The 19,537-nt window shown below is 71.4% G+C and carries 17 protein-coding genes; 5 read left to right on the forward strand and 12 right to left on the reverse strand.

Annotated features, from left to right (window positions below):
• Positions 1-189 precede the first annotated feature (189 nt).
• A complete protein-coding gene (nsdA, locus tag ACV7NM_RS09765; protein ID WP_463409936.1) occupies positions 190-1,713 on the reverse strand; it encodes a transcriptional repressor NsdA in 1,524 nt (507 codons plus the stop codon).
• A gap of 406 nt (positions 1,714-2,119) precedes the next feature.
• Here nsdA and ACV7NM_RS09770 point away from each other — a divergent pair, with 406 nt between their 5' ends.
• The gene (locus tag ACV7NM_RS09770) at positions 2,120-2,788 is read left to right on the forward strand and encodes a bifunctional DNA primase/polymerase (protein ID WP_463409937.1); all 669 of its coding nucleotides are present in this window, start codon (positions 2,120-2,122) and stop codon (positions 2,786-2,788) included.
• Between the two features lie 106 nt (positions 2,789-2,894).
• Here ACV7NM_RS09770 and ftsY read toward each other — a convergent pair whose 3' ends face one another.
• Entirely contained in the window at positions 2,895-4,118 is a 1,224-nt protein-coding gene (gene ftsY / locus ACV7NM_RS09775; RefSeq protein WP_463409938.1) for a signal recognition particle-docking protein FtsY, read from the reverse strand.
• Between the two features lie 136 nt (positions 4,119-4,254).
• Between ftsY and ACV7NM_RS09780 the strand changes: the two genes are divergently transcribed.
• Together ACV7NM_RS09780 and ACV7NM_RS09785 are read left to right on the forward strand one after the other, a co-directional pair.
• A complete protein-coding gene (locus ACV7NM_RS09780; protein WP_463409939.1) occupies positions 4,255-5,727 on the forward strand; it encodes a cytosine permease in 1,473 nt (490 codons plus the stop codon).
• A gap of 62 nt (positions 5,728-5,789) precedes the next feature.
• Entirely contained in the window at positions 5,790-6,776 is a 987-nt protein-coding gene (locus ACV7NM_RS09785; protein WP_463409940.1) for an LLM class flavin-dependent oxidoreductase, read from the forward strand.
• 48 nt (positions 6,777-6,824) lie between these two features.
• Here ACV7NM_RS09785 and ACV7NM_RS09790 read toward each other — a convergent pair whose 3' ends face one another.
• The 4 genes from ACV7NM_RS09790 to ACV7NM_RS09805 form a co-directional block, all read right to left on the reverse strand.
• Complete coding sequence (locus ACV7NM_RS09790; protein WP_463409941.1) at positions 6,825-8,258, reverse strand: sugar porter family MFS transporter; 1,434 nt, start codon at positions 8,256-8,258, stop codon at positions 6,825-6,827.
• Positions 8,259-8,467: 209 nt separating this feature from the next.
• Positions 8,468-12,301 carry an AAA family ATPase gene (locus ACV7NM_RS09795; protein WP_463409942.1) on the reverse strand — a complete coding sequence of 1,278 codons (3,834 nt, stop codon included), beginning with the start codon at positions 12,299-12,301 and terminating at the stop codon, positions 8,468-8,470.
• A gap of 278 nt (positions 12,302-12,579) precedes the next feature.
• Positions 12,580-12,789, reverse strand: coding sequence for a hypothetical protein (locus tag ACV7NM_RS09800; protein WP_136213338.1), 210 nt, complete (start codon positions 12,787-12,789; stop codon positions 12,580-12,582).
• Positions 12,790-13,138: 349 nt separating this feature from the next.
• Positions 13,139-13,420, reverse strand: a complete 282-nt coding sequence (locus ACV7NM_RS09805) for an acylphosphatase (protein ID WP_463409943.1) — start codon at positions 13,418-13,420, stop codon at positions 13,139-13,141.
• Between the two features lie 129 nt (positions 13,421-13,549).
• On the opposite strand from ACV7NM_RS09805, the gene ACV7NM_RS09810 reads away from it, so the two are divergent.
• Entirely contained in the window at positions 13,550-14,413 is an 864-nt protein-coding gene (locus ACV7NM_RS09810; protein ID WP_463409944.1) for a CAP domain-containing protein, read from the forward strand.
• A gap of 20 nt (positions 14,414-14,433) precedes the next feature.
• On the opposite strand, the gene ACV7NM_RS09815 is transcribed toward ACV7NM_RS09810, so the two are convergent.
• Positions 14,434-15,036, reverse strand: a complete 603-nt coding sequence (locus ACV7NM_RS09815; protein ID WP_463409945.1) for a flavodoxin family protein — start codon at positions 15,034-15,036, stop codon at positions 14,434-14,436.
• 122 nt (positions 15,037-15,158) lie between these two features.
• On the opposite strand from ACV7NM_RS09815, the gene ACV7NM_RS09820 reads away from it, so the two are divergent.
• Entirely contained in the window at positions 15,159-15,563 is a 405-nt protein-coding gene (locus tag ACV7NM_RS09820) for a winged helix-turn-helix transcriptional regulator (protein WP_463409946.1), read from the forward strand.
• Here ACV7NM_RS09820 and mutM read toward each other — a convergent pair.
• The 5 genes from mutM to ACV7NM_RS09845 form a co-directional block, all read right to left on the reverse strand.
• Positions 15,536-16,405, reverse strand: coding sequence for a bifunctional DNA-formamidopyrimidine glycosylase/DNA-(apurinic or apyrimidinic site) lyase (gene mutM / locus ACV7NM_RS09825; protein ID WP_463409947.1), 870 nt, complete (start codon positions 16,403-16,405; stop codon positions 15,536-15,538). The genes ACV7NM_RS09820 and mutM overlap by 28 nt on opposite strands.
• Before the next feature lie 170 nt (positions 16,406-16,575).
• Complete coding sequence (rnc, locus tag ACV7NM_RS09830; RefSeq protein ID WP_463409948.1) at positions 16,576-17,433, reverse strand: ribonuclease III; 858 nt, start codon at positions 17,431-17,433, stop codon at positions 16,576-16,578.
• Positions 17,434-17,452: 19 nt separating this feature from the next.
• Complete coding sequence (gene rpmF / locus ACV7NM_RS09835; RefSeq protein WP_003965982.1) at positions 17,453-17,626, reverse strand: 50S ribosomal protein L32; 174 nt, start codon at positions 17,624-17,626, stop codon at positions 17,453-17,455.
• A gap of 2 nt (positions 17,627-17,628) precedes the next feature.
• Positions 17,629-18,330, reverse strand: a complete 702-nt coding sequence (locus tag ACV7NM_RS09840) for a YceD family protein (protein ID WP_463409949.1) — start codon at positions 18,328-18,330, stop codon at positions 17,629-17,631.
• Between the two features lie 88 nt (positions 18,331-18,418).
• On the reverse strand, positions 18,419-19,468 hold the full coding sequence (locus tag ACV7NM_RS09845; protein ID WP_463409950.1) for an ATP synthase F0 subunit B: 1,050 nt from the start codon (positions 19,466-19,468) through the stop codon (positions 18,419-18,421).
• Positions 19,469-19,537: the final 69 nt, after the last annotated feature.

Here is a 19,537-nt window from a genome sequence, read left to right on the forward strand (position 1 = left end):
GTGGACGCCGCGACCGTCGATCGGGGAACCGCGACGGCGGGCAGCCCCCGCGCGCGAGCGGCGCCGGTTCGGGCGCGAGAGGGGTGACCGGCCGCGGCGGGGACCCGGGTGGCCTGGCTGGGGGAGCCTGATCGGGCTTCACGGGGTCGGCCGCCGCGGCCGGGGTTCGGGGGACGGTCGCCAGGACCGTCAGACGGCCTCCGCCGCTTCGGGGAGCCGGGAGGCGAGGTGATCGGTGAGCCGGACCACCTCGGCTACGTCGCCGTACTCACGGGCCGCGGTGTCGACGGTCTTGCGCAGCCGGGTGTTCACCCGTTCGGACCGTACTTTTCGCGCCACGTCGAGCGCCTGGTCCACGAGGACGGTCGCCTGCTCGGGCTCGCGCTGGAGGAGGTGGACCGTGGCCATGCCGATGAGGTTCAGGGCGTACGAGCGCTGGTGCTCGGGGTCCTTGGCGAACAGCTCGACGGCCCGTTCCATGACGGGCTCGGCGAGGGAGGCGTAGGTGGGGCTGCGCCCGGCGACGTAGGCCAGGTCGCGGTAGGAATGGGAGTTCTCGCCGTTGAGCTCGGCCTCGGAGAAGAAGCGGATCCAGTCGGGCTCGGGCTCACCGTCGAAGCCGACGTCGCCGAAGGTGTCCTCGGCCATCCGCACGGCGCGCTTGCAGCGGCTGGGCTGGCCCATGTTGGCGTAGGCGCGGGCCTCCATCGCATACAGCATGGCCTGGGTGCGGGGGCCGGCGCAGTCGCGGCTTCCGTACTGGGCGAGGTGGATGAGCTCCAGTGCGTCCTCGGGGCGCCCGAGGTGGATCATCTGGCGGCCCATGTTGGAGAGGATGTAGGAGCCCAGCGGCTTGTCGCCGCCCTCCTTGGCCGCGTGCAGGGCCAGGACGAAGTACTTCTGGGCGGTGGGGTGCAGCCCGATGTCGTAGCTCATCCAGCCGGCCAGTTCGGCGAGCTCGGCGGCGACCTTGAAGAGGCGTTTCATCACGGGGGCCGGGTGGCCCTCCTGGAGCAGGTCGGTGACCTCGTGGAGCTGTCCGACGACCGCCTTGCGGCGCAGGCCGCCGCCGCACTGGGCGTCCCACTGGCGGAACATCACGGTGGTGGCTTCGAGCAGGTCGAGTTCCGGATCGGAGAGGCCGGCCGGGCGGTAGCTTCCGGTGAGGCCCGCCGGGCCGCCCTCGCCGCGCGCTCCGGGGTCGGCGGCCGGGGCCGGGACGAGCCAGCGCTGCATGGGCTCGATGAGGGCGGGGCCGGCGGAGAGGGCGAGCGAGGTCCCGAGGAAGCCCCGGCGGGCCAGCATCAGGTCGCTGCGGGAGAACTCACTGAGCAGCTCGACCGTCTGCGGTCCGGCCCAGGGCAGGTCGACGCCGGAGACCGACGGCGTCTGGTGCGCGGTGCGCAGGCCGAGCTGTTCGATGGCGACGACGGAGCCGAACCGTTCGGAGAACAGCTCGGACAGGATGCGCGGGACGGGTTCGCGGGGCTGTTCCCCGTCGAGCCAGCGGCGTACGCGCGAGGTGTCGGTGCTGATGTGGTGGGCGCCCATCTGGCGGGCCCGGCGGTTGACCTGGCGGGCGAGTTCGCCCTTGGACCAGCCGCTGCGCACGAACCAGGAGCTCAGCTGCTCGTTGCGGACGTCGGCGTCCGACGGCGCCTGCGCGGGCGCGGACGACCGCCCGTTCGTTCCGCTTGCGCCGTTGCCGCTCACTGGAACGCCCCCATCCGTTGCGCCTCTTCGCTACAAACCCTGTCCGGAATGACGGCTACCGCCACGAACTTCACAAGTCCTTCACGTATTGCCTCCGGCATACCCACGGATGGGCGCGCTTCCGGGGGTCGTGCACCGAAAGTAATCCTACGATCACCCCTGCGGCGAGGCCGACCGTGTAAACGCCACCATTCGCCACCCCTTCGAATGAACTCGCCACCGGCCAGGCGCGATTCACTTGACAGGAAGGCGAAACGGAATGGTTGGACGGGAGCGCGGCCGGGGCGCGCGCGGCGAGGAGTGCGCCGGGCAGCCCCGATGGAGGTCGCACCCCGCCCTGCCGGACACCAGGTCTCGCCGGCGTCGTAACCACCGGCGCGTCCGACCCGTTGGAGGGGGCATGGGCATGGGCTTCACGATCGGCGGCAGCCGCGGCACCAAGGAGTTCCGTTCCGGCTCGCGGCGACGCGGACGGTCCTCGGAGTGCACGGCGGTGGCCGAGTACACGGGACTGTGGGGTTGGGACGCCGTCCCCGGTGCCCGAGCCGCGGCGCCCGGCCGCGACTGCTCCTGCGGTCATATGAATTGCCGTGCGCCGGGGGCGCACCCGCTGGACTTCGCGCCCACCGTACCCGCCGGAGCGACCCTGGACGAGGTCGCCGAGATCTGGGACGAGTACCCGGGCGCCGCGATCATGCTCCCCGTGGGCCGCGTCTTCGATGTCATCGAGGTGTCCGAGGAAGCCGGCCGGCGCGCGCTGGTGCGGCTGGAGCGCATGGGCCTGCCGCTCGGGCCCGTCACCGTGACACCGGACGGCCGGGCCCAGTTCTTCGTGGCTCCGGGCGCGGCGGCCGGGCTGCCGCAGCTGCTGTACCGGATGGGCTGGGACGACGCGGATCTGGACCTGCGCGCCCTCGGCAGCGGCGCGTACCTGACGGCCCCGCCCTCCGACCACGCGGGCCTCGGCCCGGCGACCTGGCTGCGCGCCCCCGCACTCGACTGCGTGGGCGGGCCGCCACAGGCCCGGCTGCTGCTGGGGACGCTCGCCTACATCTGTCACCGCTTCCGCCGCTGAGGCGCCTGCCGCCGCGCCGCCCGTACACACGCCGGTGCCCCCGCGTCCGGTACGGATGCGGGGGCACTGGTGCGTACGGGCGGCGCGGGCGCGGCGCCCGCGGCTCTCAGTCGCCGATCAGGGCGTCGACGAACGCCTCCGGCTCGAACGGGGCCAGGTCGTCGGGGCCCTCACCGAGACCGATGAGCTTGACGGGGACACCCAGCTCGCGCTGGACGGCGACGACGATGCCGCCCTTCGCGGTGCCGTCGAGCTTGGTCAGCACGATGCCGGTGATGTCCACGACCTCGGCGAAGACGCGTGCCTGGGTCAGGCCGTTCTGTCCGGTGGTGGCGTCCAGGACCAGCAGGACCTCGTCCAGCGGGCCGTGCTTCTCCACGACGCGCTTGACCTTGCCGAGCTCGTCCATGAGGCCGGTCTTGGTGTGCAGCCGACCGGCGGTGTCGATGAGCACGACGTCCGCGCCCTCGGCGATGCCCTCCTTGACCGCGTCGTAGGCGATCGACGCGGGGTCACCGCCCTCGGGGCCGCGGATGGTGCGCGCGCCGACCCTGTCGCCCCAGGTCTGCAACTGGTCGGCGGCGGCCGCGCGGAAGGTGTCCGCCGCGCCGAGCACGACGCTGCGTCCGTCGGCGACCAGCACACGGGCCAGCTTGCCGGTGGTCGTGGTCTTGCCGGTGCCGTTGACGCCGACCACCATCACGACACCCGGGGTGTCGACGCCGCTCTCGGTCTTCACCGCGCGGTCGAAGTCCGTGCCGACCAAGGTCAGCAGCTCTTCCTTCAGCAGGGTTCGCAGTTCGGCGGGCGTGCGGGTACCGAGCACCCGGACCCGCTCGCGGAGCCGGTCCACCAGCTCCTGCGTCGGCACGACACCGACGTCGGCGATGAGGAGGGTCTCCTCGATCTCCTCCCAGGTGTCCTCGTCGAGGTGCTCGCGGGAGAGCAGCGTGAGCAGCCCCTTGCCGAGCGAGTTCTGCGAACGGGCGAGCCGCGCGCGCAGCCGGACCAGACGGCCGGCGGTGGGCTCGGGCACCTCGATCTCGGGGGCGGGCGCGAGCCCGACCACCGGGTCCTCGACGGCGACCGGCGAGTCGACGGCGGTCTGCGCGTCGGGGAGGTCGACCTCCTCGATCGTGCGGCGCGGCTCTTCCGCCGTCGGTGCGGCGTCCTCCCCCACCTGCGGTTCGGCGGGCGGGGCAGTGATGGTCGGCGTGCTCGGCGGCGCCGTGGGAGGCAGCTGCTTCTTCTTGCGGCTGCTGACCACGAGCCCGCTGATCGCGCCGACCGCGACCAGGGCGATGACTACAGCGAGAATGAGGATTTCCATAACCCACCCAGTATGGCGTGAGCTCTCCCGGGTCCCGTGAGCCGGAGCTGCGCCCGGGGTGCGAATCCTCAATTTGTGCTTTTCCAGACGAAAATACGATGATGTACGACTCCCCCCACATCCCACGGAGTCGTACATGCCTGCCGAGCCCGCAGAGTCCGCGGTGGAGACCCGCGGCCTGGAGCCCGTCCCCGACAGCGAGCGCGGCGGCCGTGTCCGCGAGCTCGTCCCCACCTGGGTCGCCGCGAACATCAGCGTGCTGCTGCTGACCATGGGTGCGGGGCTGGTGATCTTCAACAAGCTGAACATCTGGCAGGTGCTCGTCGTGGCGCTCGCCGCGCCCGTCGTCTCGTACGGGATGGTCGGACTGATCTCGATCGCGGGCAAGCGCGGCGGTTCCCCCGGCATGGCCCTCTCCCGGGCCGTATTCGGCCAGCGCGGCAACCTCTTCCCCGGCGCGCTGATCTGGGTGGCCCGCTGGGGCTGGGAGACCATCAACGCGGTGAGCGGCGCGTACGCCGTCCTGACCGTCCTCGACCTCCTCTTCGACGTGCGGCCCGGCACCCCGCTCATCGTCGTCACGCTGTTGTTCTTCGTCACCTGCACGTTCGTGGTGTCGGGTCTGGGCATCAACGCGCTGCGGGTCTGCTCGAAGTGGTCGACCTACCTCTTCGGCGCCTTCAGCGTGCTGGTGCTCGGCTATCTGGTGCTCACCACCGACTGGGCCGCCGTCTTCGACAAGCCGGCCGGCTCCACCGCGATGATGATCGCGGGCATCGGCACGATCGCGGCCGGCGGCATCAGCTGGGTCCCCTCCGGCCCGGACTTCACCCGCTACCTGCCGCGCACCGCCTCCGCCAAGGGCATGGTCGGCGCGACGATCGGCGGCGCGGGGATCGTCGTCCTGCCCATGGTCCTGATGGGCGCGGTCATGGCCGTCGGCACCCCGGACCTCGCCACCGCCGCGGACCCGGTCTCCTTCATCGGGGAACTGCTGCCGGTCTGGCTGGCGGTTCCGTACCTGTTGATCGCCCTCGTCGGGATGCTGCTGATCAACTCGATGTCCATGTACTCGGCCGGCTTCACCGCGCAGACACTGGGCATCAAGGTGCCGCGCGCCTGGGCCGTCAGCGTCAACGCCGTCATCAGCCTGGTGTTCGGCTTCCTGCTGATGGTGGTCGCCAAGAGCTTCTTCGGTTCGTTCATCTCCTTCCTGACGCTGCTGGCCGTCGCCTTCTCCGCGTGGATCGGCGTCTTCGGCGTGGACATGCTCCGGCGCAAGACCTACGACGGCCCCGCGCTGCTGGACACGACGCCGGGCAGCGCCTACTGGTACCGGGCCGGCTTCGCCTGGCAGGCCATGACGGCCTGGGGCGCGGCGCTGGTCGTGGGCCTGCTGTTCACGAAGGTGGACTGGTTCGCCGGACCGCTGTCCGGGAGCTGGATCGGGCGGAACGGGCTGGGCTGGGCGGTCGGCGTCATCACCTCGGGCGCGCTGTACGCCGTACTGCCGCGCAGGGCGCCGCTCGACGAGGCGACGGACACGGCCGACGCCGTCGAGGCTGCCGACGCCGAGGAACCGGCGCTCGCCGAACCCCTGTCCAACTGACACCACGTCAGCTAACGTCCCCCTTCGCCCGCCCACCCCGCCAGGCGAAGGGGGACTCATCCATGCCCACCACCGTGCTCCGGTTCAATCTGGTCGACCCGAACGGCACCCCCGAGAGTCTGCGCACCCGCTACCGGACCGCGCTGGAGATGGCCCGGTACGCGGACGACCTCGGGGTCGACACCATCCAGACCGAGGAGCACCACGGCACCGGCAACAACTGGCTGCCCTCGCCCTTCGCCTTCGCCGGAGCCGTGTTCGGGGCCACCCGCCGGATCGCCGTCACCGTTTCGGCGATCATCGGACCGCTCTACGACCCGTTGAAGGTGGCGGAAGACATCGCCGTCCTCGACCTGCTGAGCGGCGGCCGGCTGGTGACCGTGGCGGGCATCGGCTACCGGCCCCAGGAGTACGAACAGCACGGGGTGGAGTGGGGCCGGCGCGGCAGGCTCCAGGACGAGTTGCTGGAGACGCTGCTACGGGCGTGGACCGGCGAGCCCTTCGTCTTCCGCGGTCGCACGGTACGGGTCACCCCGAGGCCGTTCACCCGACCGCACCCGCTGCTGCTGGTCGGCGGCAGCTCCGAGGCGGCGGCCCGGCGCGCGGCCCGGCTGGGGCTTCCGTTCTTCCCGAGCGCCCACCTCCCGGAGCTGGAGGCGTACTACCGGCGGAAGCTGGCGGAGTACGGCACGGAGGGCTATTGCATGATGCCCGCCGCCGAGACCCCGCTGCTGCACGTCGCGGAGGACCCGGACCGGGTCTGGGCCGAGCACGGCGAGTGTTTCCTGCACGAGGCGCGGACGTACGCGTCCTGGCAGTCGAAGGACATCCGCAGCGCCGTGCGCTCGACGGCGCGGTCAGTGGCGGAGCTGCGCGCGGAGGGCGTGTACCGGGTCTTGACCCCGGAGCAGACGGTGGCGTACGCCCGTGGCGTGGGCGAGGCGGGGAACCTGGTATTGCACCCGTTGTGCGGCGGGATGCCCGTGGACGAGGGCCTGCGCAGCCTGCGACTGCTGTGCGAACAGGTACTGCCCCGGCTCAAGGGCTGAGCCGGGGCAGTACCTGTGTGAGAGGAGAGGGGGTGGTGGCGGGGATGGTTACCCCATCTCCTCCAACGCCTTGCCCTTGGTCTCCGGCACCCACTTGAGGATGAACGGGATCGAGAGCGCGGCGAAGACCGCGTAGATGACGTACGCCCCGGACAGGCTCCAGTCGGCCAGCGAGGGGAACGTGACGGTGATGAGCCAGTTGGCGATCCACTGGGCGGAGGCGGCGACACCGAGCGCGGCGGCGCGGATGCGATTGGGGAACATCTCGCCGAGCAACACCCAGACCACCACGCCCCAGGACAGCGCGAAGAAGAGGACGAACGAGTGCGCGGCGACCAACGCCACCGTGCCCTGGGTGTCGGGCAGGGTGATGTTGTCCCCGGTGCCCTCCTTGAAGGAGAACGCCCACGCGGCGGTACCGAGGGAGATCGCCATGCCCACGGAGCCGATCAGGGCGAGCGGCTTGCGGCCGAGCCGGTCCACGAAGATCATCGCGATCACCGTTCCGATGATGTTGATCATCGAGGTGGTGAAGGAGTAGAGGAACGAGCTGGTGGGGTCGATACCGACGGACTGCCACAGCGCGGAGCTGTAGTAGAAGATCACGTTGATGCCGACGAGCTGCTGGAAGACGGAGAGGCCGATGCCGATCCAGACGATGGGCAGGAAGCCGAAGCGGCCGCCGAGCAGGTCCCGGAAGGTGGACTTGTGCTCGGAGCGCATCGCGTGCTCGATCTCGGCGGCCCGCGCTTCGAGGTCGACGCCCGAACCCTCGACCTCGCCCAACACCTTCTTGGCCTCGTCGGTACGGCCGACCGAGATCAGGAAGCGCGGGGACTCCGGGATGACGAAGGACATCAGCCCGTAGAGCACGGCCGGGACGACCATGACGCCGAGCATCCACTGCCAGGCCTCCAGGCCCGCGATCTCGCCGCGCTGGTCGCCGCCGGCCAGGTTCAGGATGCCCCAGTTGACGAGCTGCGAGACGGCGATACCGATGACGATGGCCGCCTGCTGGAAGGAGGCCAGCCGGCCGCGGTAGGCGGCCGGGGAGACCTCGGCGATGTAGGCGGGACCGATGACCGAGGCCATACCGATGCCGAAGCCGCCGATGACGCGCCACATGGCGAGGTCCCACAGGGCGAACGGCAGGGCTGAGCCGACGGCGCTGACGGTGAAGAGGGTGGCGGCGATCTGCATGCAGCGGATCCGGCCGATCCGGTCGGCGATGCGGCCGGCGGTGGCCGCGCCGATCGCGCAGCCGATCAGGGCCGCCGCGATCACCTGCGCGAGGGTCCCGGAACCCACGTCGAAGCGGTCGCGGATCGCGACGACGGCGCCGTTGATCACCGAGCTGTCGTATCCGAAGAGGAAACCGCCCATGGCCGCGGCCGCGGTGATGAAGATGACGTGCCCGAGGTGGTCGGGGTGGGGCGCGCGTCCGCCGCCCGAGGCCGACGCCTGCTCTGTGCTGCTGGTCAAGGTCTGCTCCTGCGTGCCCGGCTGCGGTGGCGGGTGGGGGTGGTTCCTTCCAGTGGCGCACAGGTGGAGGACCGGCACCACCCGAAGGGAAAAGGCAGCGGAGCAGAGCTTATGTCTTCAGTTCCTGAAGTCAACACCTCGATGCAAATACCCAAGGAAGAGTTGAGCTTCACTTCTTGAATGAACCACGGTCGGCTGCGACGATCCCGTCAGCGCAGTCGCTGACTGATGACCTTCGACACCCCATCGCCCTGCATCGAGACGCCGTAGAGGGCGTCCGCGATCTCCATCGTCCGCTTCTGGTGGGTGATGACGATCAGCTGCGAGCTTTCCTGGAGCTCCGCCATGATCCGGATGAGCCGTTGCAAATTGGTGTCGTCAAGGGCTGCCTCCACTTCGTCCATCACGTAGAACGGGCTGGGCCGGGCCTTGAAGATGGAGACCAGCAGGGCCACGGCGGTCAGCGACCGCTCCCCACCGGACAGGAGGGAGAGCCGCTTGACCTTCTTGCCCGGCGGCCGGGCCTCCACATCCACGCCGGTGGACAGCATGTCGTCCGGATCGGTGAGGACGAGCCTGCCCTCACCGCCCGGGAACAAACGCGCGAACACGCCCTCGAACTCCCGGGCCGTGTCCCGGTACGCCTCGGTGAAGACCTGCTCCACCCGCCGGTCGACCTCCTTCACGACTTGAAGGAGATCGGCACGCGTCTTGCGCAGATCCTCAAGCTGCTCGCTGAGGAACTTGTGGCGCTCCTCCAAGGCCGCGAATTCCTCCAGCGCCAGCGGATTGACCTTGCCGAGCTGCTGGTAGGCGCGCTCCGCGGCCTTGAGTCGCTTCTCCTGCCGCGCCCGGTCGAAGGGACCGGGACGGTTGCGCGGGTGCTCCGGGTCCTCGGGGAGCTCCTCCCCCTCGGCCGGCGGTGACGGGGGCACCGGCTGGTCGGGGCCGTACTCCGCGACGAGACCCGCCGCCTCCACCCCGAACTCCTCCAGGGCCCGACTCTCGACCTGCTCGATCCGCATCCGTTTCTCGGCGCCGAGCACCTCGCCGCGGTGCACGGAGTCGGTGAGCTTGTCCAGCTCCCCCTTGAGGTCACGCCCGCGGGCACGGGCATCGGCCAGCTCCCGTTCCCGCAGGCCCTTGGCCTGCTCGGCGAGGGACCGCTCCTGTTCGGCGCGGCCGATCGACACCTCCAGGTGCGCGAGCAGCTGCCGCGCCCCCTCGGCAACCGCCCGGCCGACCTCGGCCTCGTGGCGCAGCCGCTCACGGCGGCGCTCCGCCCTGGCGCGGGCCTCGCGCTCCGCGCGGGCGGCGCGGTCGAGCGAGTCCGCGCGACCGGCCAGGCCCTTGACCCGCTCCTCGTGGGTCCGCAGCTGGAGCCGGGCCTCCATCTCCGTCTGCCGGGCGTTGGCCCCGTCGGCGGCGAGCCGGTCCCGGGCGGAGGTGTCGGGCTCGTCCTCAACGGGCAACTCCTGCGCCGCCGCGAGCCGCTCGGCGCACTCCTCGACCTCCAGGCGGGCCAGGTCCAGCGCGTCCTGGGCCCGGGCCGCGGCCGCGGCGCTCCGCTCGGCCTCTCCGGCGGCCCCCTTGGCCTGTCCGGCGAGCCGGCCGAGCTGTTGGGCGACCCGGGCGCGGGCCCGCTCCCCGGCCCGGCGGCGCTCGCCCAGCTCCTCCACGAGGGCGGCCGCCGCCCGGCGCTCCTCCTGGGCGGCGGTCTGGGCGGCGCCGAGTTCCGCGCACTCAGCCTCCAGACGGGTGAGTTCCGCGTCGGCCTCGTCCACCGCTGCCCGCACTTCGAGGAGGCTCGGCGCACCGGCTGAACCGCCGTGGGCGACATGGGCGCCCAGCACATCCCCGTCGGCGGTCACCGCGACGAGGTCGGGGCGCTCGGCGACCACGTCCTCGGCCCGCGCCAGGGTCGACACGACGACGTAGTCCCGCAGCACCCACCCCAAGGCCCGAACGACCGCCGGGTCCCCTTCCACCATTCGCGCGGCCACAACCGCGCACTCCACGCCCACGCCGGCCGGCGGAGCCGCCGAGCGGCCCGGCCCGGCCGTGACGGTGGCGGACTCCGGGCCGGCCGCGTGGGACTCCGCCGGAGCGGGCGGTGCCGTGGCGGGGGCCTGGAAACCGGTCCCGGCCGGCGGTACGGGCTGCGCGGGGACCCCTGCGTTCGGGTCGGCGCCGGCGTTGGCCTGCGGTGCGGGAAGGAACGGGGTCGCGCCCGAAGTGGCGGGGCCACCCCGGTCGGCGGGCGGTACGGGGTCCGCGTCGGGGGCGCCGGCCTGACCCGGCAGCGGGACCGCGGGACCCGCTCCCGGAGGGGTGATCAGCAGTGTCACGCGGCCGGCGTCCGCCTCGCGCAGGTACCGGATCGCCTCCGCCGCCTCCCTGGGCGACGCGACCGCGACCGCGTCGGCCGCCGCGCCCAGCGCCGCCGCCACCGCCACCTCGTACCCCGCCGCCACCCGCAGCCGCTCGGCCGCCGGCCCCAGCAGCCCGGCGAGGCGATCCCGTGCCTCCTGCCCCAGCAAGGCGCCGGTGCCGTCCTTGCGGCGCAAACCCAACGCGAGGGCGTCCCGGCGCGCCGAAACCGCCGCCCGCGACCGCTCCGCCCCGGTCAGCTCCTCGCGCGCTCCCGCCAGCGCCGCCTCCGCCTGTTCCAGCCGGGCCCGCGCCGCCTCGTACTCCCCCTCCGCCGACGGCTCGTCGAGGCCTCCGACCTCGCGCGCCAACGCCTCGTACTCCGCCTGTGCGGCCTGCGCCCGGGCGCCCGCCTCGTCCCGCGCCGCGATCAACCGGTCGATCTCCGCCTGCGCCGCGCCCGCCCTGGACCGCGCGGCGCCGAGCCGCCCCGTCAGCCGGGCCAGTCCCTCGCGACGGTCGGCGATGGCCCGCGCCGCGTCCCGCAGCCGCCGTTCCTCGTCGGCCAGCGCTCGCTCCAGCTCCGCCCGGTGCTCGACGGTGTCCTCCAGCGCCCGCGAGGCGGCCTCCAGCGCGGCCGTCAGCTCCGCCTCCTGCTCGCGGATTCGCCCGGCCTCGCGTTCCAGCTCCTCGGGATCGCGGCCGCGCCGCTCCTCCTCCGCCGGGGCCGAGGCCGACTTGACCCGCGCCTCGGCCAGTGACGCCGTCCCCCGTACCCGCTCGGCGAGCTGGGACAGCTCGTACCAGGTCTGCTGCGCCCGGTGCAGACGCGGCGCGAGGTCCCGCACCGCTTCCTCCAGCTCGGCCTCGCGCCGCAGCGCCCCCGCCAGTTCGCGCTCCGCCGACTCCTTGCGTTCCTTGAGCGCCGCCTCGTCGGCGATCTCCGCTTCCAGCGCGCCCCGCAGCGTGACCAGGTCGTCGGCGAGCAACCGCAGCCGCGCGTCCCTGAGGTCCGCCTGGATCACCGCCGCCCGGCGGGCCACCGCCGCCTGCCGGCCGAGCGGCTTCAACTGGCGCCGCAGCTCATCGCCCAGGTCCTGCACGCGCGCGAGGTTCGCCCGCATCGCGTCCAGCTTCCGCAGCGCCTTCTCCTTGCGCTTGCGGTGCTTGAGCACCCCGGCCGCCTCCTCGATGAAGGCGCGGCGGCCCATCGGGTCGGCGTGCAGGACGGAGTCCAACTGCCCCTGTCCGACGATGACGTGCATCTCGCGGCCGATGCCGGAGTCGGAGAGCAATTCCTGGATGTCGAGCAGCCGGCAGGTGTCCCCGTTGATCTGGTACTCGCTGCTGCCGCCGCGGAACATGATCCGGGTGAGGGTGACCTCGGCGTACTCGATGGGCAGGGCGCCGTCGGAGTTGTCGATCGTCAAGGACACCTCGGCGCGGCCGAGCGGGGGGCGCCCCGTCGTGCCGGCGAAGATGACGTCCTCCATCTTCCCGCCGCGCAGGGACTTGGCCCCCTGCTCCCCCATGACCCAGGACAACGCGTCCACCACGTTGGACTTCCCCGACCCGTTCGGGCCCACGACGCAGGTGATCCCGGGTTCGAAGCGCAGGGTGGTGGCGGAGGCGAAGGATTTGAAGCCACGCAGGGTCAGGGACTTGAGGTGCACGCCGCCGGACTCTACCTCTCACGTGCGGTTTCGCCCTCGAAGGTCAGGGGCAGATCAGACGTTGAAGGAAACAGCCCCCACCTGGCCCAATGCCCCCGTACGGCCCATCCGCTACCACGGCGCATCCGTACGACGACTGGGGACGGCGACGGGGAACGGCGACGGGGAACGGCGTGCGGAGAGGGACGCGGGAGAGCGGCGCCGGAAAGGAAGAAGGGACGCCGAAGCGTCCCTTGCAGAGCGTGCTGGCTGGAGTCTAGCGTCGACGCGAGCGCGGATCAGGTGAGAGCAGGCTCGGCCTGGGATACGTCGAGGGTGTCCAGCAACGTGTCTCCGTGCTGAGCGGCGGCCGCATTCAGTGCGTCGTTCTCGGACTGGATTCGTCCGAGTTCGGACTCGAGGTCCTGGACGCGCTGCTGAAGCCGTCGCATCTCGGCGAGGAGTCGCGGGTCAGAACCGCCGACGTAACCGAGAAGCGCCTTTGCCATGATGGATGGTCCTCCACACTGAGTGACCGACCGAAGCGGTGTGGGTCGTATGGGAATCGCACCCGCGGCGGTCCGGCGGCGACTGTCAGTCACTGCGCTTACTACTGTCAGCGCTGCCAAACAGCTCAGGTGCGCGGGGCTTCCAGCGTCTCACCAAAAAGTTTGACGGTCAACACGATCACGCCCTGTATCGGCGGGCGACCCGGCCCCCGCGGCGGAGGCGGAGATCAACCTCTCCTACGAGCCTTCCACGTTCCGCCCCGCGCGGCAATGCCGCCGCCGGGAATCCGCAGTTCCGAGCGGGTGCGGACCGGCTCCGGGTCGGATCAGCCCATGATCGGTCGATCGGTCACCGGATCGCGAACCCGTCGTAGCCACCGCGCGGTGTGCCCCAGATCTCTGTCACTCCGTCCACCCGCCCGGGCGTGTCGGCGGAGCGCAGCCACTCCAGCAGCCGGTGGCAATTCTCACGTTGACCCTCGGCCACAACCTGCACTCGACCGTCGTCCAGGTTCAGCGCGAAGCCGACGACGCCTCCGATCTCCAGCGCGTTGGCCCTGGTGAACCAGCGGAAGCCCACTCCCTGTACACGGCCGCGCACCCAAGCGGTCAGCCGGACGTCTTCACTCATGCGTGAACGCTAGCCGGACGATCACTTTCCAGTCACATCACCCCCCTGGGCCCATGGCGTACAGTCGCGCACCAATGAACTCACCCATTTGGGGGAGTTAGGGATGATCTTGTGAGGAAGGCCAGCCGGATGGGACGCCACCGACTCCACGCCACACCGCCCGGCGGCGGCAAGCGCCACACCGCCGTGCGCAATGGTCTGCTGGGCGTCTCCGTGGCCGTGGCCCTCGGCACGGCGGCCGTCACCACCGGCCTGGTGCCGGTCGGCGACTCCTTCCCCTACGTCGGCACGGACTCCGGCTCCACGACCGAGGCCAAGGCTTCGCCCACCCCGGACGCCGGCGGCTACACCCAGCAGCCCGGCGGCCTCACCGGCCTCCCGGGCCGGGCCGTTCCCTCCTACGAGGCGACCAGCGCCCCCCCGACCCCCTCCGCTTCACCCTCCCCCTCCGCCTCCCCAACACCGACACCGACGCCGACGCCCACCCCCACCGCGTCCAAGAAGGCCCCGGAGCCGGTGAAGACCACCACCATCCCCAAGCCCCCGAAGCCGGCGGCCCCCAAGCCCCCAGCCCCCAAGCCCCCAGCCCCCAAGCCCGCCGCCCCGGTGACGGGCGGCTCCTCCGAGGAGGCGGCCGTCCTCACCTTGGTGAACCAGGAGCGCGCCCAGGCGGGGTGCGGCCCGGTCCGCGCCAACCCGCCACTCGCCTCCCTGGCGGCGGCGTTCAGCAAGGACATGGCGGTACGGGGCTTCTTCGACCACACCGACCCCGACGGCCGCACCCCCTGGGACCGCGCCCAGGCCGCGGGCATCTCCGGCCTCGGCGGCGAGAACATAGCCCGGGGCCAGGGTGACGCGGCTTCGGTGATGAAGGCCTGGATGGACAGCCCGGGCCACAAGGCGAACATCCTCAACTGCGAGTTCCGCACCCTGGGCGTCGGCGCCTACTTCGGCGCCGGCGGCCCGTGGTGGACCCAGGACTTCGGTTTCTGACCCAGGAGGAGCGAAGCGGGTCAGGCCGCCAGGGCGGCGCGGCCGGCCAGGATGACGCGGGTGTGTTCCGCGACACGGCGGCCGAGGTGCTCGGCGGTGGCTATGTCGGCCTTGTGGACGCCCTCCGCACCCTGATCGGTGTGCGACTGGGCAGCCGCACCGGCGAAGAACCCCAGACGGTTGAGGTCGTACTCGGAGGCGGTGCTGCTGTTCCAGCCCGGCTTGAGACCGAGATTGACCCAGCTCATGGCGTGCTGCGCGGCGAGCGTCTGGAAGAAGCCCAGCGTGCCGGACTTGTCCCCGCTCTTCGAGCCGGAGTTGGTGAAGCCGGCGGCCACCTTGTCCTGCCAGACGTCCCCGAACCAGCGCTTCGAGGTCGCCTCGGCGAAGGTGTGGAAGGCGCCCGAGGCGGTGCCCATGTAGGTCGGCGAACCGAAGACGATCGCGTCCGAGGCGTCGAGGAGCTCCCACCGCGTCTCGTCGATCTCGTCGACCTTGATCAGGTGGACCGTGGCTCCGGCCTCGGCGGCGCCCGCCCGGACCGCCTCCGCGAGGACCGCGGTGTGCCCGTAGCCGGAGTGGTAGGCGATGGAGACGACGGGGGCGTGGGCAAAGGCGGACATGGCGGTACTCCTCAGGAATGCTTGGGGCGTTCGCCGCTCACCGCGACGAGAACACAAGAGAAGCACTAACTTTCGGAAAGCGCAAGCATCCGGTTAGCGCTGTGGAGGAGTACGCTGGAGTCATGCAGAAACCCGTCAGCCCCGAGACGACGTTCACGGACCTGCCGTTCGACGTGTTCGCGCGCGCATGCCCGTCGCGGGAAACCCTGGAGCACGTCACCGGCCGCTGGGGCAGCCTCACCGTGGGCGCCCTGCGCGAAGGCCCGTGCCGTTTCAACGAGCTGCGCCGCCGGGTCGAGGGCGTGAGCGAGAAGATGCTCTCGCAAACCTTGCACGCGCTGGAGCGGGACGGCATCGTCACCCGTGACGCCCAGCCGACGAACCCGCCCCGCGTGGACTACGAGCTGACGCCCCTCGGCCGCGAGGTCGCCGACCGACTGCTCTCCCTGATCCACTTCCTGGAGGGCAGCATGCCTGAAGTCCTGTCCTCCCGGCAGACCTACGACGGCAGCCGCGGCGGCCGCTGACAGCGCGGGCAGAAATAGCTCGACCGGTTCATCCACGGCCGGCGCCGCATCGGCGTGCCGCAGCGCCGGCACGGCTCGTCCTCGCGCCCGTAGGCGTCGAGCGACCGGTCGAAGTAGCCCGACTCCCCGTTCACGTTGACGTAAAGGCTGTCGAAGCTGGTCCCGCCCACGGCCAGGGCGGCGTTCATGACGTCCCGGACATGGGTGAGGAGCTCCGCGCTCCGCGGGCGCGTGAGCGTGGCGGTCGGGCGCTCGTAGTGCAGCCTCGCGCGCCACAGCGCCTCGTCCGCGTAGATGTTGCCGACCCCGCTGATCAGCGACTGGTCCAGCAGCGCCCGCTTGAGGGTGGTCCGCTTGGCGCGCAGGGCCAGGTGGTAGGAGGGCTCGTCGAAAAGGGGGTCCAGCGGATCGCGCGCGATGTGCGCGATGACGTCGGGCAGCCCCTCGGGGCTCCCGGGAACGGTCTCGTGCAGCGAGAGCCCGCCGAAGGTGCGCTGGTCGACGAAGCGCAGCTCGGTCCCGGCGTCGTCCGTGAAGCGCACCCGGATGCGCAGGTGCTTCTCGTCGGGCGTGTCGGTCGGCTGCACCAGCAGCTGTCCGCTCATCCCGAGGTGGCCCAGCACCGAGAGGTCCCGGCCCTCCAGCGGCAGCCACAGGTACTTGCCGCGCCGCATCGGCACCCCGAAGGTCTGGCCGGTCAGCCGCGCGACGAAATCGGCCCCGCCGCCGGCGTGCCGGCGCACGGCGCGCGGATGCAGCACCTCCACGGCGCCGACGGTGCGCCCCGCCACCCAGCGTTCCAAGCCCCGCCGCACCACTTCGACTTCGGGCAGCTCGGGCACGGGTTCCTCCGACGGGTACGGTTCTGCGGCGCTCACCGTGAGCGTACCGGCCTTCCCCCACAGGGCCTGCCCCAGGTCTTCGCTTCCGGATCATCCCCGGCCGGGGCCCGCGAACAACACCGCCCGCCCCTGCCAGGCAGGGGCGGGCGGTGTTGTTCCCGAAGGAAGCGTCAGGCGCTCGGCGCCGGACCGGCGGGCGTCGGCGCCCCGCCGTCCACGGCCGCGACGTCGGACTCGGCCGGAGCCGGGACCTCCGCCGGAGCGGCGGCGGCCGCGGCGGCCGCCGCGATCCGCTCGTCCGCCGCGGCGCGGATACCGCGCCACGCGGACTCCGCCGCCTGCTGTTCCGCTTCCTTCTTGCTGCGGCCGGTGCCGGTGCCGTACGAGACACCACCGACGCGAGCGGCAGCTGTGAAGGTCTTCTCGTGGTCCGGTCCGGTCTCGGTGACCAGGTATTCCGGCACACCGAGGCCTTCGGCCGCCGTGAGCTCCTGGAGACTGGTTTTCCAGTCCAGGCCGGCCCCGAGGTTGGAGGACTTCTCGATGAGCGGGTCGAAGAGCCGGTGCACCAGCTCCGAGGCCGCGTCGAGACCCTTGTCGAGGTAGACCGCGCCGATCACCGCTTCAAGGGTGTCGGCGAGGATGGAGGCCTTGTCCCGGCCACCCGTGCCCTCTTCGCCCCGGCCGAGCCGGATGAAGGAGCCGAGGTCGAGGCCGCGCCCGACCTCCGCCAGTGCGCGCGAGTTGACCACCGCGGCCCGCAGTTTGGCCAGTTGGCCTTCCGGCAAGTCGGGGTGGGTCGTGTACAGCGTGTCCGTGACCACCAGGCCCAGCACGGAGTCCCCGAGGAACTCCAAGCGCTCGTTGGTGGGCAGACCGCCGTTCTCGTACGCGTACGAGCGGTGGGTCAGCGCACGCACCAGAAGGGCGGACTCGAGTTGGTACCCGAGCCGCCCTTCCAGAAGCACGTGGGACGAGGCCGCGTTGTTACTGTCTGCCTGCTTCTCAGCGTTGGACAGCTCAGACATTGCGCCTCTCACCAGCCGCTCAGACCTCGAGGACCTGGCGCTTGTTGTAGGTGCCGCAGCTCGGGCACGCAATGTGCTGGAGCTTCGGCTCCTGGCAACGCTCGCACGAAACCAGGGTGGGGACCGCAGCCTTCCACTGCGACCGGCGGTGGCGCGTGTTGCTGCGCGACATCTTCCGCTTCGGAACAGCCACGGCTACTTCTCCTGCTTCTCGGCGGCGCTCTGAACTCCGTCAGATGCAGTGCCGCTCATGTTGTCCTTCTCGTCGTCCTGATCGGTAACGACGAGTTCCTGCAGAGCCGCCCAACGGATGTCGACGGCGTCATGGTGGTGGTCCGGGTCCTCGTTCAGATTGAGCCCGCATTCGGGGCACAGTCCGAGACAGTCCTCCCGGCACACCGGCTGCAGCGGCAGTGCGAGCACCACCACGTCACGCAGCACGGGTTCGAGGTCGAACAAGCCGTCCTCAAGGTGGAGCGTGTCCTCGTCGTCCTCGGCGTCGTCGGCCGGCTCCGCCTTGGAGCGGCTCCGGTCGTCGGCGTCAGGGTACGAGAACATCTCCTGGAAGTCCGCCTTGAGCTCGCGCTCGACGGACTCCAGACACCTTACGCACTCCCCCACGGCCCGGCCACGAGCGGTGCCTGTGACAAGCACCCCTTCCATGACCGACTCCATACGGAGGTTGAGCTTCAGCGGGGCGCCCTGCGGCACTCCGATGACGTCGGCGAGACCGAGGTCCGCCGGCGCCGCGACCTCACGGGACAGCCGCTGCATGGCACCAGGACGCCGACCCAGCTCGTGCGTGTCGAACACGAGGGGGTTGCGGTGGTCGAGGTGGGTGTTCAGGGCTGTTCCTGCTTTCACGGATCGCTGAAGATCGAAGAATGCGGTATTCATGCCGCACCTAAGGGCAGCACTGATCGCGGTGCATACGCGCGACCGAAGAGCCAGGATACCCGGCGCCGCGCCCAGAGCCCAATCCGGCCTAGCGTCCCTCCTCGTACTGACGCAGCCGGTCCAGGTCGATCATGCCCGTGTCGAAGAAGCTGGTCTCGTCGAGCGCGGGCTGCTGGGGGCCCTGGGGCTGGTGGTAGGCCGCGTAGGGATCGGGCTGCTGCTGGTAGGGCATGCCGTACGGGTCCGGCTGCTGGACCTGCTGCTGGTAGCCGTACGGGTCCTGGTAGCCGGAGTACGGGTCTTGGTGCGGCTCTTGCTGCGGCGGCTGCGGCTGCCCGTAGGCGTACGCGTCGTAGGCCGGCTCCTGCCGGCTCTGGGCGGGGACGGGGACGGGCGCCGCCGCGGGCGCGGGTTCCGCGAGGCCGGCCAGGAATTCGGCGTCGCTGGCGGAACGGGACTGCGCCGAGCCTGCCGCGTCCTGGGCGGCCATGTGCGCGCCGAGGTCGTCCGTCGGCGCCCGGCCCAGCAGCTTCTGGCGGCCCCGGCCGACGGCCTCCAGGGTCTTGGAGAGCACCGCTTCGAAGGTCGCCAGCTTGGTGTCCACGTAGGCGTCCGCCTGCTCGCGCTGCGTCCGCGGGTCGTCGCTGCGCTCGGGGGCGTCCGTTTCCGGGTACCCGTGCTCGTCCAACCCCGGGCCCCGTCCCAGCAGCTTCTCTCGGCCCCGGTCCACGGAGCCGATCGTCTTGCTGAGCACCACCTCGAAGTTCGCGAGCTTGCTGTCGACGTAGTCGTCCGCCTCGGCCCGGACCCCTTCGGCCTCCCGGCGGGCATCCGCCATGATCCGGTCGGCCTCGGCCTGCGCGCGCCGCACGATCTCGGTGTCGGAGATCAGCGAACCGCGCTGGGCGTGCGCGGACTCGATGATGCGGTCCGCCTCCCGGCGGGCCTCCTCGACCATCTGGTCCCGGCCGCCGATGAGCTCCTGTGCCTGCGCGAGCGAGCCGGGGAGCGCCTTGCGGACCTCTTCCAGCCCGGAAAGCAGCTCCGCTCGGTTGATCACGCAGGAGGCCGACATGGGCATGGACCGGGCACCGCTGACGGCCGCGACGATCTCGTCAAGCTTCTTCTGCACGTCCATGGGGGCTCGCACTCTCTCGGCCTCGGGCGGTTCCCGAGTCGGACGGGACGACTGTAAGGCCGCCGGACG

The organism is Streptomyces sp. Tek67B01, from assembly GCF_055231995.1.

What these genes read in the sequence shown, in the direction of transcription:
- ftsY (WP_463409938.1), bottom strand. Translation starts at nt 4,118, where the DNA reads ATGGAAATCCTCATTCTCGCTGTAGTCATCGCCCTGGTCGCGGTCGGC.
- ACV7NM_RS09780 (WP_463409939.1), top strand. Translation starts at nt 4,255, where the DNA reads ATGCCTGCCGAGCCCGCAGAGTCCGCGGTGGAGACCCGCGGCCTGGAG.
- rnc (WP_463409948.1), bottom strand. Translation starts at nt 17,433, where the DNA reads ATGTCTGAGCTGTCCAACGCTGAGAAGCAGGCAGACAGTAACAACGCG.
- ACV7NM_RS09840 (WP_463409949.1), bottom strand. Translation starts at nt 18,330, where the DNA reads ATGAATACCGCATTCTTCGATCTTCAGCGATCCGTGAAAGCAGGAACA.
- ACV7NM_RS09770 (WP_463409937.1), top strand. Translation starts at nt 2,120, where the DNA reads ATGGGCTTCACGATCGGCGGCAGCCGCGGCACCAAGGAGTTCCGTTCC.
- ACV7NM_RS09785 (WP_463409940.1), top strand. Translation starts at nt 5,790, where the DNA reads ATGCCCACCACCGTGCTCCGGTTCAATCTGGTCGACCCGAACGGCACC.
- ACV7NM_RS09800 (WP_136213338.1), bottom strand. Translation starts at nt 12,789, where the DNA reads ATGGCAAAGGCGCTTCTCGGTTACGTCGGCGGTTCTGACCCGCGACTC.
- ACV7NM_RS09815 (WP_463409945.1), bottom strand. Translation starts at nt 15,036, where the DNA reads ATGTCCGCCTTTGCCCACGCCCCCGTCGTCTCCATCGCCTACCACTCC.
- ACV7NM_RS09845 (WP_463409950.1), bottom strand. Translation starts at nt 19,468, where the DNA reads ATGGACGTGCAGAAGAAGCTTGACGAGATCGTCGCGGCCGTCAGCGGT.
- ACV7NM_RS09805 (WP_463409943.1), bottom strand. Translation starts at nt 13,420, where the DNA reads ATGAGTGAAGACGTCCGGCTGACCGCTTGGGTGCGCGGCCGTGTACAG.
- ACV7NM_RS09810 (WP_463409944.1), top strand. Translation starts at nt 13,550, where the DNA reads ATGGGACGCCACCGACTCCACGCCACACCGCCCGGCGGCGGCAAGCGC.
- ACV7NM_RS09820 (WP_463409946.1), top strand. Translation starts at nt 15,159, where the DNA reads ATGCAGAAACCCGTCAGCCCCGAGACGACGTTCACGGACCTGCCGTTC.